This window comes from Stenotrophomonas sp. STEN054 (genome assembly GCF_056854535.1).
In genome coordinates this window covers 46,237-57,807 of record NZ_JBXFWG010000015.1, presented here as the reverse complement: position 1 = coordinate 57,807, position 11,571 = coordinate 46,237, and the positions used below count along the sequence as shown (strand labels likewise).

At 69.7% G+C, this 11,571-nt stretch carries 11 protein-coding genes; 9 read left to right on the top strand and 2 right to left on the bottom strand.

Translation table 11 applies throughout. The features are described 5' to 3' along the window. The first annotated feature begins 80 nt into the window (after positions 1–80). Positions 81–515: a VOC family protein gene (locus tag AC1VXD_RS08215; RefSeq protein ID WP_079222247.1), complete on the top strand. Its 435-nt coding sequence runs from the start codon at positions 81–83 to the stop codon at positions 513–515. Positions 516–820: 305 nt separating this feature from the next. Next, positions 821–1,501, top strand: a complete 681-nt coding sequence (locus AC1VXD_RS08210) for a helix-turn-helix domain-containing protein (RefSeq protein WP_482991651.1) — start codon at positions 821–823, stop codon at positions 1,499–1,501. 7 nt (positions 1,502–1,508) lie between these two features. Here AC1VXD_RS08210 and AC1VXD_RS08205 read toward each other — a convergent pair whose 3' ends face one another. Next, positions 1,509–2,399, bottom strand: coding sequence for a sterol desaturase family protein (locus tag AC1VXD_RS08205; RefSeq protein ID WP_482991650.1), 891 nt, complete (start codon positions 2,397–2,399; stop codon positions 1,509–1,511). A 319-nt stretch (positions 2,400–2,718) separates the two neighbouring features. On the opposite strand from AC1VXD_RS08205, the gene imuA reads away from it, so the two are divergent. The 4 genes from imuA to AC1VXD_RS08185 all read left to right on the top strand — a co-directional run bounded on the left by imuA (position 2,719) and on the right by AC1VXD_RS08185 (position 8,447). Then, positions 2,719–3,339: a translesion DNA synthesis-associated protein ImuA gene (imuA, locus tag AC1VXD_RS08200; protein ID WP_482991649.1), complete on the top strand. Its 621-nt coding sequence runs from the start codon at positions 2,719–2,721 to the stop codon at positions 3,337–3,339. Between the two features lie 9 nt (positions 3,340–3,348). Continuing rightward, positions 3,349–4,758, top strand: a complete 1,410-nt coding sequence (locus tag AC1VXD_RS08195; RefSeq protein WP_482991648.1) for a Y-family DNA polymerase — start codon at positions 3,349–3,351, stop codon at positions 4,756–4,758. 6 nt (positions 4,759–4,764) lie between these two features. Continuing rightward, positions 4,765–7,875: an error-prone DNA polymerase gene (locus AC1VXD_RS08190; RefSeq protein WP_482991647.1), complete on the top strand. Its 3,111-nt coding sequence runs from the start codon at positions 4,765–4,767 to the stop codon at positions 7,873–7,875. A gap of 65 nt (positions 7,876–7,940) precedes the next feature. Further along, positions 7,941–8,447, top strand: coding sequence for a hypothetical protein (locus AC1VXD_RS08185; RefSeq protein WP_482991646.1), 507 nt, complete (start codon positions 7,941–7,943; stop codon positions 8,445–8,447). 34 nt (positions 8,448–8,481) lie between these two features. Here the strand turns inward: AC1VXD_RS08185 and ptsJ are convergent, their stop codons facing one another. Continuing rightward, positions 8,482–9,768: a MocR-like B6 salvage transcription factor PtsJ gene (gene ptsJ, locus AC1VXD_RS08180; RefSeq protein WP_482991645.1), complete on the bottom strand. Its 1,287-nt coding sequence runs from the start codon at positions 9,766–9,768 to the stop codon at positions 8,482–8,484. A 75-nt stretch (positions 9,769–9,843) separates the two neighbouring features. Here ptsJ and AC1VXD_RS08175 point away from each other — a divergent pair, with 75 nt between their 5' ends. Genes AC1VXD_RS08175 through AC1VXD_RS08165 form a run of 3 tightly spaced genes read left to right on the top strand, consistent with a single transcriptional unit; the run spans position 9,844 to position 11,551 of the window. Beyond that, positions 9,844–10,617: a YggS family pyridoxal phosphate-dependent enzyme gene (locus AC1VXD_RS08175; RefSeq protein WP_482991644.1), complete on the top strand. Its 774-nt coding sequence runs from the start codon at positions 9,844–9,846 to the stop codon at positions 10,615–10,617. Continuing rightward, entirely contained in the window at positions 10,614–11,327 is a 714-nt protein-coding gene (locus tag AC1VXD_RS08170; RefSeq protein ID WP_482991643.1) for a glutamine amidotransferase, read from the top strand. Before AC1VXD_RS08175 ends, AC1VXD_RS08170 begins: the two co-directional genes overlap by 4 nt. Then, positions 11,327–11,551 (top strand): hypothetical protein, encoded by a 225-nt coding sequence (locus tag AC1VXD_RS08165; protein WP_482991642.1) that lies wholly within the window; start codon positions 11,327–11,329, stop codon positions 11,549–11,551. The genes AC1VXD_RS08170 and AC1VXD_RS08165 overlap by 1 nt, the downstream gene beginning before the upstream one ends. The last annotated feature ends 20 nt before the right edge of the window (positions 11,552–11,571 follow it).

Below are 11,571 nucleotides of genomic sequence, written 5' to 3'. Positions count from 1 at the left end.
TTATCAGGCCATCACCGGCGGTCATCAGTGGGCCGCAGGGCCGTGCCGATAATGGGAGTCCCCGGCGATGGACCGAGCCCATGAACGTACACCGCACTTTCGACCACCTCTGGCGCGACCGCTGTGATACTTCCAGCCAGCGCAGCCCGCGCGTGCTGATCCGCGTGTTCGTCACTCCCGGCGAGCTGGAGCGCAGCGTGGCGTTCTACGAGCAGCTGCAGGGCGTGGTGGCCGATGCCGGCTTTCCGTTCCCCGATGCCGGCCTGCGCCTGGCCATGGTCGGTGCGTTCCTGCTGATCGAAGGCAGCGATGACGCGCTGGCGCCGTTCACCTCGACCACCGGCACGTTGCTGGTGGATGATGTGCGGCCCTATCACGACAGGCTGGTAGCGGCCGGCGCCGAGATCATCTTCCCGCTGCAGGTGGTACCCACCGGTGCGGCGTTCAATGCGGTGCATCCCGATGGCACCGTGGTCGAGTACGTGCACCATCGCCCGGACCCGCACGGGCGGTGATGGGAAGGCCGGGCTGCCGCCCGGCACCCGCAGAAGCAACGGCAAACGCAACAGCAGAATCAAATGCCGCATTCCGTGGGATGGCCGGGCACTGTGGGTCTGCGGGGACGGCGCAAGTACGTCCATGTAGCCTTGGTCGCCGCATCCATGCGGCTCACACCCCGCAAACCCACAGTGCCCCGCCTTCGACAGCTGGCTGGTGGCCAGCAGATCCACGCCATGCGTGGATGCTTTTCAGGTCAACACGAGATATTCAATTCCGGTGGAGATCCATCCACGCATGGCGTGGATCTACAATTATGCCCATGCCCCACCCCGCCCTGCCCTGGACTGGCACCCTGCTGCTGGATGCACACGCCGCCCTGCTGCGGGGCCATGCCGCTGGCAGCGGCACGCACGCCCACTATGCCCACCAGCTGCTGCTCAGCGATGGCGCGCCCTGGCAGGTGGAGATCGACGGCGTGGCGCAGCACGGCCAGCGCCTGTGGCTGCCGTCCTTCGTGCCGCACGCCATCCTCTCGGCGCCGCAGGACGGTTGCACCCTGTTCCTGGAACCGGCTCACGCTGGTCTCGAACAGATCCAGCAGCAGCTGCCCACGTTGCCTACCGACATCACCGCCCTGCAGCAACGCCTGCCACAGCTGAGCCGTGCGCAGCCGCTGGACCGCCGCGTGCAGGTGGCGCTGGAGCGCATCGCCCAGCACCTGCCCGGCCCGGTGCCGGCCGCCGACATCGCCGGGGCCGCGCACCTGTCCACCAGCCAGCTGCACCGGCGCTTCCAGTCCGATCTCGCCGTGACCCTGCGTGGCTGGGTGCTGTGGCAGCGGCTGCGCATCGCCCTGGCCCATCACCTGCATGGGCACAGCCTGACCGAAAGCGCGCATGCCGCCGGTTTCTCCGATCTGGCCCATCTGTCGCGCAGCCTGCGGCGCATGTTCGGCATCGGTGCGGCGCAACTGCAGGGCCTGCAGCTGCGCGCTGCCTGAGGCGCACTCAACGGCGGCGGCGCAGCCCTTCGGGCACCTCGGGTACCTGCCCATCGGGCAGCGCGCGGAACGGTGCCAGCAACTGCCCCGCATATCCGCGCGGATACTCCGGCTGGCTGCCGATACCGAGGTCACGCGTCCCAAGACGATAGTCCGGCGCATTGAAGGCCGTGCCCAGCAGGCGGTCCCAGACGGTCAGGAACAGGCCGAAGTTGACGTCGCCGGCGGTGCCGTAACGCATGTGGTGGAAACGGTGCAGCGGCGCCCAGGCCATCACCCGGCCGAGCACGCCGGGGCGCATGTCCACGTTGGAATGCTGCAGCAGCAGCTGGATGGCGATGGCGAACGCCAGCACCGCCGCCACCGGCAACGGCAGGCCCAGCAGCAGCAATGGCAGCACGCCGCCCACCGCCTCGGCGGCCTGGTGCAGCGGGTGCTTCATCAGGCCGTTGAAGCCGTACATGCGGGTCACGCTGTGGTGCACCGCGTGCAGCCGCCACAGCCAGCCGATGCGGTGGCTGGCGTAGTGCACCAGGGTGATGCCGAGATCGGCGGCGATGATGGCAACCAGCACCTGCAGCGCGAACGGCCACTGCTGCGGCCACGCCTGCCACGGAATGACCGCCGCCAGCAGCGGGACGGCCGCGATCGACAGCAGGTTCAGGCCTTCGTTGACCACGGCGTGCAGGGTGTCACGCAGGCGATCGCCGTGGTCGTGGTTGAACGCCGGCTCGTAGGGCCAGAGGCGTTCGGCCACGAAGGAAACGGCGATGGCGACGGCCAGCAGGGGCAGCAGCCACAGCGGGTCGCCGTGATGGTGACCGACCCAGGCGATGGCGGCGGCAACGAAGCCGGACAGGAACAACGGGGCGTACAGGCGGAGAATCCAGCGTTTCATCGGCAGGCCGTGAGCAAGGGGCCTGCAGGGTGGTCGCCATGCCCCCGGCCGGGATTGAACAAACGGCGCAAGGCGCAGGCGGAGGGGGCGGATCCCCTTCGCAGAAAGGGCTCTGACCCCATTCACGATGACCCCATCCACGCATGGCATGGATCTACCGGCCAGCCCGCCAATTTCATTAGTAATTCTACTCACAAGGCGAGTAGCATGTCGGTCTCAGCCCCTGATCCCGGCCCGTCGATACTCGCTCCATGCCAGCCGTTCCCGCCCATTCCTGCCGCTTCCCGCCTGGCCGGCGCCTCCTCTGGAGGACCGGCTGATGGGTGCCGTCGTCGCGCTCGACCGTCTGCTGGACGGCCGCCAGCTGTGGCGTGGCGCGGCGCGCACCGGGCCGGCCAGCGACCACCTGGCCAGTGGCCACCCGGCGCTGGATGCCCGCCTGCCCGGCGGCGGCTGGCCGGCCAGCGGCCTGTGCGAGGTGCTGCAGGACGCCCCCGGGGTGGGGGAGCTGGCCTTGGTCTGGCCGGCGCTGGCCAGGCTGAGCCAGCGCGACCGGCCGATCGTGCTGGTCGCCCCGCCCTATCGCCCGCACGCCCCGGCCTGGGCCGCGGCCGGCCTCGACCTGGCCCAGCTGCAGATCATCCAGGCCGCGCCGAAGCAGGCCCTGTGGGCGGCCGAACAATGCCTGCGCTCGGCGGCCTGTGCCGCGGTGCTGTGCTGGCCGCAGCCGCAGCAGGCCGATGACCGTTCGCTGCGCCGCCTGCAGGTCGCTGCCGACAGCGGCCAGTGCCTGGGCTTCGTGTTCCGCGACGTGCGCGCCGCGCGCAATCCCTCCCCGGCCAGCCTGCGCCTGCAGCTCGACCACGGCCAGGTACGGGTGCTGAAGTGCCGCGGCGGCCTGCCACCGGCGCAACCGCTGCCGCTGGCCCTCGCCCACTGAGGCCGCGCCATGCATTGGGCCTGCCTGTTGTTGCCGCAGCTGGCGCTGGACAGCGTGCTGCGCCTGCAGCCGGACCCGCAGCGGCCGCTGGTGCTGCTGCAGGGCCCGGCGCAGCGCCGCGTGCTGCGTGCGGTCAGTCCGGCGGCGCGCGCGGCCGGCCTGCGCCCGGGCATGCTGCTGTCTGCCGCGCAGGTGCTGGTGCAGGACATGCAGCTGCACGACTACGATCCCAGCGCCGAACAGCACACCCGCCAGCTGCTCGCCAGCTGGGCCTATGCCTACAGCTCGCAGGTCAGCCTCGATTTCCCGCATGCGCTGGTGCTGGAAATCGGCGCCAGCCGTGCCCTGTTCGGTGACTGGCTGAAGATCGAGAAACGCCTGCGCGATGGCCTGCACGAGCTGGGCTTCCGCCACCGCCTGGTGGCCGCACCCACCCCGCATGCCGCACGCGTGCTGGCCAACGTGCACGATGGCCTCGGCGTCGACAGGCTGCAGCTGCCGGCGCTGCTCGCGCAGCTGCCCTTGTCGCGCTGCGGCCTGCCCGCCGAAGCGGTCACCGTGCTCGGCCGCTCCGGCCTGCGCACGCTGGGCGCCGCCCTCGACCTGCCACGCGACAGCCTGGCCCGGCGCTTCGCCCCCGATGTGCTGCAGCAGCTGGACGCGCTGCGTGGCCTGCCAGTGCCGCCACTGCGCTATTACCAGCCCCCGGACCGCTTCGATGCGCGCATCGAATTCGAGTACGAGATCGAATCCAGCCAGGCCCTGTTGTTCCCGCTGCGCCGCCTGCTGCTGGACCTGGCCGCCTTCCTCTGTTCGCGCGATGGCGGCGTGCAGCGCTTCGACCTGTATTTCGAACATGACCTGCTGCCGGCCAGCGTGCTGACCGTCGGCCTGCTGGCACCCGAGCGCGATGCCGCGCTGCTGTTCGAGATCGCCCGCAACCGCATGGAAGCCTTCGCCCTGCCCGCCGGCAGCCGGGCGCTGCGCCTGCAGGCCGAACACCTGCCGCCGTTCGTGCCGGCCGCGCGCGATCTGTTCGACACCCGACCGGCACAGGCGATGCCGTGGACCCAGCTGCGCGAGCGCCTGCGCGCACGCCTCGGCGATGACGCCGTGCAGCCGCTGGCGGTGCAGGCCGACCATCGCCCCGAATGTGCCAGCGGCACCCAGCCGGCGGCCAAGCCCCCGGCGTACTGGCCGCTGCGCCCCGGCTGGCTGCTGGACACGCCGCAACCGCTGCGTGACCCACGCCTGCGCATCGTCGCCGGGCCGGAGCGGATCGAATCGGGCTGGTGGGACCAGGCCGACGCGCGCCGCGATTACTACGTGGTGGAAACCGCCCACGGCCAGCGCGGCTGGGCCTTCCGCCCGCGCAACGATCCGCATGCGCCGTGGATGCTGCACGGCTGGTTCGGTTGAACCGCCATGACCACCATCGCCCCTGCATATGCCGAACTGCACTGCTTGTCGGCCTTCAGTTTCCAACGCGGCGCGTCCACCGCCGATGAGCTGTTCGCGCGCGCCGCCGGCCAGGGTTACCGCGCCCTGGCGATCACCGATGAGTGCTCGCTGGCCGGCATCGTGCGTGCCTGGCAGGCGGCGAAAACGCACGGCGTGGCGCTGGTCATCGGTGCCGAATTCCAGGTCGAGGATGGGCCGAAGATCGTCCTGCTGTGCACCGACCAGAACGCCTATGCCAGCCTGTGCCAGCTGATCACCACCTGCCGGCGGCGCGCGGGCAAGGGCGAGTATCGCTGCGTGCGCGAGGATCTGCACGGCCTGGCCGAGGGCCTGCTGTGCCTGTGGCTGGACCGCCAGCCCGATGCCAGCCACCTGCAGCTGCTGCGCAGCGGCTTCAACGACCGCCTGTGGCTGGCGGTGGAACTGCACCACGAACACGACGACGTGCGCCGCCTGCAGCAGCTGCAGGCCTTCGGTGAACGCCACGCGTTGCCGCTGGTGGCCTGCGGTGACGTGCACATGCATGTGCGCCGCCGCCGCGCCCTGCAGGACACGCTGACCGCGATCCGCCACCGCTGCAGCGTGGCCGAAGCCGGTTGGCGCCTGTTCCCCAACGGCGAGCGCCACCTGCGCCCGCGCAGCGCGCTCGCCCAGCTGTATCCCCCCGGGTTGCTGGCCGAGACCCTGTGCATCGCCGAACGCTGCCACTTCACCCTGGACCAGCTGCAGTACACCTATCCACGCGAGCTGGTGCCCGACGGGCAGACCCCGGACAGCTGGCTGCGCGCACTGGTGGAAGAAGGCATTCCCGAGCGCTGGCCCAGAGGCATCCAGCCGGCGCAGCGCGCGCAGATCGAACACGAGCTGGCGTTGATCGCCAAGAAGAACTACGCCTCCTACTTCCTCACCGTGCAGGACATCGTGCGCTTCGCCCGCAGCCAGCAGATCCTCTGCCAGGGGCGTGGCTCGGCGGCCAATTCGGCGGTGTGCTTCGTGCTCGGCGTCACAGAGATCGACCCGGCGCGCAGCAACCTGCTGTTCGAGCGTTTCATTTCCGATGAGCGCGACGAGCCACCGGATATCGACATCGATTTCGAGCACGAGCGTCGCGAGGAAGTGCTGCAGTACGTGTTCAACCGCTACGGCCGCGAGCGCGCCGCGCTCACCGCCGTGGCGATCAGCTACCGCGGCCGCAGCGCGATCCGTGATGTCGCCCGCGCGCTCGGCCTGCCGATGGACCAGGTCAATGAGCTGGGTGCGGCGATGGACCACTGGGGCGGCAACATCCCGCTGCCGGACACCCTGCGCGAACGCGGCTTCGATCCGGACACGCCGCTGATGCGGCGCCTGCTGTCACTCACCGAAGAGCTGATCGACTTTCCCCGCCACCTGTCGCAGCACCCGGGTGGTTTCGTGATTTCCGAACACCCGCTGTCCACCCTGGTCCCGGTGGAGAACGCAGCCATGGCCGGGCGCACCGTCATCCAGTGGGACAAGGACGACCTCGATGCCACCGGCCTGATGAAGGTCGACTGCCTGGCGCTGGGCATGCTCACCGCCATCCGCAAGTGCCTGGCCATGCTGCAGCAGCACGGCCTGCACGAAGGGCGCATGGATGCGATTCCAGACGAGGATGGCCCGACCTACGACATGATCTGCGCCGCCGAAACCATTGGCGTGTTCCAGATCGAATCGCGCGCGCAGATGGCGATGCTGCCACGCATGCAGCCGCGCACCTTCTACGACCTGGTGATCGAAGTGGCGATCGTGCGCCCGGGTCCGATCCAGGGCGACATGGTGCACCCCTACCTGGAGCGCCGGCGGATCCTGCGCGAACAGGGCCCCGAGGCACTGAACGATCCGGACAACCCGCTCTATCCACCCCAGCTGGAGCGCGTGTTCGCGCGCACCCTGGGCGTGCCGCTGTTCCAGGAACAGGTGATGCAGCTGGCGGTAGATGCCGCCGGCTACAGTGCCGGCGAAGCCGATGCACTGCGTCGCTCGATGGCCGCGTGGAAACGCCATGGCGGGCTGGAGCCACATCGCGAGAAGCTGTTGACCGGCATGCTCGACCGCGGCTACAGCCTGGAATTCGGCGAACGCCTGTTCGAGCAGATCAAGGGCTTCGGCAGCTATGGCTTTCCCGAGAGCCATGCCGCCAGCTTCGCCCTGCTCACCTATGCCAGCTGCTGGCTGAAGTGCCACTACCCGGCCGCGTTCACCGCCAGCCTGATCAACAGCCAGCCGCTGGGTTTCTACAGCCCCGACCAGCTGCTGCAGGATGCACGCCGTCATGGCATCACGGTATTGCCGGTAGACGTGCGCCACAGCGACTGGGACTGCACCCTGGATTTCAGCAAGGGAACAGCGGCAATCCGGCTCGGCCTGCGCCTGATCGATGGCTGCAGCGAAACGGCAGTGCAGGCACTGATGCGCGAACGCGCGCGCCGCCCGTTCGATGATGTCGGCGATCTCTGCCAGCGCACCGGGCTGGACCGGCGCCAGCAGGGCCTGCTGGCCGATGCAGGTGCGCTGCGTGGGCTCAGCGGCCACCGCCATCGTGCACGCTGGGATATTTCCGGCGTGGAAAACCGGCTGCCGCTGTTCGACCAGGCCCGCGCCACTACCGAAGCCCGCGTGGCCCTGCCGCTGCCCAGCGCGTGGGAGGACATGCAGGCCGATTACCGCAGCACCGGCACTACGCTCGGCCGCCATCCGATCAGTTTCCTCCGCGCGCAGTTGCGCAGCCGTGGCTGCCTCGACGCCGCGCAGCTGGCAGGCCACGGGCATGGACGCCGCGTGCGCATCGCCGGCCTGGTGCGCATGCGCCAGCGCCCGCAGACCGCCAGCGGCGTCACCTTCCTCACCCTGGAAGACGAGACCGGCATGGTCAATGCCGTGATCTGGCGGCACGTGGCCGACCGCCAGCACCGCGTGCTGGTCGATACCCAGCTGATGCAGATCGACGGCCGCCTGGAACGCGTCGATGGCGTGCAGCATGTAATCGTGCAGCGCATGCTGTGCCTGGATGAACTGCTGCAGGGCCTGCGCAGCCACAGCCGCGATTTCCATTGACCGCGCGGCCCTACCCTTCCGCTTTTGCATCCGCTATCGTCGGCACATCCAAGGAAGGACGAACGATGGCCCGCGCACTGATGCTGACCACCCTGGGGGTGTCGACCCTCGCCCTGCTCGTTTCCGGCTGGACCGCCTGGAACCTGCACCACAGCCAATCACCGCAACGGGTGATCGAAGCCCGCGGCCTGGTCATCCACGATGACAAGGGCCAGGCCCGCGTCATCCTCGGCGCTCCCGTGCCCGATCCGCTCAGCAAGGGCAGACCGCAGGGCCCGCGTGCCACCGCACTCTCAGGCATGATCCTGCTCGGACCCGATGGCTCCGAACGCGGCGGCTACGGCACCAGCGACCGCGGTGGCGAAGCCCTGCTCACCTTGGACGATGCCAGTGGCACCACCGAAGTGTTCAAGGTCGTGGCCAACCCCGATCGCGGCGCGAGCCTGATGGTGCGGCACCAGAACAACACCGGCGCCATGCTCACCTCATGGCAGGGCAAGCCGGAACTGGTGTTCCTGGATGACACCGGCCAGACCTACTACGTGCGACCGGGCGCCAACGCCGCGCCCTGAGCGCCCGCCCTTGCAGAGTCGAGCTTGCTCGACTCTACCCACCGCACACGGCCGCCAGGTCATCGGCCAGCCTGCGCAGCTCCGCCGCCCCCAGCGCCGCACAGGTGATGCGCACGCCATGCGCTGGCGCCGCCACCGCAAACACTTCACCACCACGCACATGCCAACCACGTGCCGCCAGCGCAAGTACCTGCGCGTGGCTGTCACCCGGCAGCGGCAGCCACAGGTTCAAGCCTTCCATCGGCAGCGGCGTCTGCAATCCGCGCGCGCGCAGCAGTTCCTGCAATGACTGCAGGCGCTGCTGGTAACGCTCACCCGCAGCGGTGATCTTCGTCCGTTGCGGCGTCGATTCCAGCACCGCGCTGGCCGCATCCTGCAGGAGGTGGCTGACCCAGCCGGTGCCGGCCGCCAGACGCAGGCGCAGCACGCTGGCAGTGGCAGCATCACAGCCCAGCCACGCCAGCCGCAGATCCGGCCCCAGCGCCTTGGACAGCGAACGCAGCAGCGCCCAGCGCCGGCCATCATCCGGAAGCACGGAATGGTAGGGCTGCTGCGAAAGCAGCGCGTAGTGATCGTCGATCAACACGGCCACCTGCGGGTAACCGGCCAGCAGCTGCCGCAGCGCCCGCGCCCGCTTCGCATCCAGGCTGGCGCCGGTGGGGTTGTGCGCACGCGGGGTCAGCAGCACCGCACGCGCACCGGCCTCCAGCGCCGCACGCAGCGCCTCCACCTGCATGCCATGCGCGTCCACCGCCACCGGCAGCGCCGCATGCCCGCCCGCGGCCAGCACGTTCAGACTGCCGAGGAAGCACGGATCCTCGATCGCGATGCGGTCACCCGCCAGTAGCCACGCCGCCAGCAGGCGCTCGATGCCATCCACCGCCCCATGGGTCAGTTCCAGCGCATAGCCGGCCGGGCAATGCGGGTCCAGCGAGGCGCGCGCCAGCCGCTGCATGCGCACATCCACCGTCTCCGCCCCGTACAGCCGCGGGGCCGCGGCCTGAACGCGCAGCGTGGGAAGAAGCCGCGGGTCCGGGTTGCCCCCGGCCAGGTCGTGCAGGGCCAGCCCCGGCGCGCTGCCCTCGCGAGCCATGGCCTGTGCCGGCCCACGCACCACCGTGCCACGGCGGCCCCCGGTGCTGGCCAGGCCAGCACCGTCCAGGCGCTTGTAGGCGGCCGCCACGGTATTCCGGTTCACCCCCAGCTGCTCGGCCAGCTCCCGCACCGGCGGCAGCACGCTGCCCGCGGCCAACTGGCCGTTGCCAATGCCCTCACGGATGCTGTCGAAAATGGCCTCGGCGCTACGCCCGGTGATTTTCATTTTGTCCTATGCCAAACTAAGCCTTGTCCTGTGCCAGTGTATCCCACCCTGGCCATCCCGCACCGGAGGTCCCCCATGCCCCTAGCCGCCGCCGACTGGCCCGTCGCCCAGTCGGTCGAACAGATCGCTGCCAACCTGGTCACCGTGCGCCAGCGCATCGCCGATGCCTGCATGCGCGCCGGCCGCGACCCGGCCAGCGTGCGCCTGCTGCCGGTCAGCAAAACCGTCGACGAGGCGCGCATCCGCATGGCCGTGGCCGCCGGTTGCCACGAGCTGGGCGAGAACAAGGTGCAGGAAGCCCAGCGCAAGGCCGAAGCCATGACCGACCTCGGCGTGCACTGGTCGGTCATCGGCCACCTGCAGACCAACAAGGCCCGCCATGTCGCCCGCTTCGCCAGCGAATTCCAGGCCCTGGACAGCCTGCGCGTGGCCGAGGCCCTGCAGCAGCGGCTGCAGCTGGAAGACCGCACGCTGGAGGTGTTCGTGCAGGTCAACACCTCGGCCGAACCCAGCAAATACGGCCTGGAACCGGACGCCGTCGCCGCCTTCGTGCAGCAGCTGCCCGCCTTCGACCGCCTGCGCGTGCGCGGCCTGATGACCCTGGCGATCTTCACCACCGACGTCGAACGCGTGCGCGCCTGCTTCGTGCGCCTGCGCGAACTGCGCGACCAGCTGCAGCACAGCGCACCGGCGGGCATCGAACTGTCAGAACTGTCGATGGGCATGTCCGGCGATTTCGAGGTCGCCATCGAAGAAGGCGCCACCGTGGTCCGCGTCGGCCAGGCGATCTTCGGCGCGCGCACGACACCGGACAGTTTCTACTGGCCCAGCGCAGGGGAACCCGCATGACGCCCGCTGCCGGCAAGCATGCCGTGGTGCTGCAGCACGTTGCCTTCGAAGATCTGGGTACGCTGCAGCCGCTGCTGCTCGCGCAGGGCTGGACTGTGCAGGTCCTGCAGGCCGGCGTCGATCCGCTGCAGGCCGCCGAAGCGGCCGACCTGCTGGTGGTACTCGGCGGCCCGATCAGCGTCAATGACACGGCCCTCTACCCATTCCTGGCCGACAGCATCGCCCTGCTGCAATGCCGCCTGCAGCAGCAGCGTCCGACGCTGGGCATCTGCCTGGGCGCGCAGCTGATGGCGCGCGCCCTGGGCGCCACCGTCGCGGCCAGTGGCGGCAAGGAGATCGGCTTCGCGCCGCTGCTGCTCAACGAAGACGGCCAGCGCTCGCCGTTGCAGGCCCTGCAGGGCATCCCGGTGCTGCACTGGCATGGCGAAGCCTTCGAACTGCCCGACGGTGCGCAGCGCCTGGCCAGCACGCCGGCCTGCCGCCACCAGGCCTTCGCCGTCGGCCACCATGCCCTCGGCCTGCAATGCCATCCGGAACTGGATGCGCACCTGTTCGAGCGCTGGCTGATCGGCCACGCCCTCGAGCTGGCACAGGCCGGCATCGATCCCAACGACCTGCGTGCGCAGGCCCGTCGCTACGGCGCGCCGCTGGCCGCTGCAGCCAACGCCATGTTCGCGCAGTGGCTGCAGCACCTGCCGGAGACCCACTGATGCATTACCGTCTGACCATACATCGCCACGGTCACTACTGGGGGCAGTTCGACTGCGAGGGCCCCGGTGCTCTGCACCATCTGGACGCCCTCGCCGCACGCCTGCCCGCCGAAGAGGGCTTCCAGCTGCAGCGCCTGAAGGGCGTGGGCGAGGAACGCATCCTGTCCAGCGGCACCGACGGCCTGCGCGTGCTGGCGGCGCAGATCCAGTACAAGCCGCTCTGAGGCCGGAGGCCTGCTCTCAC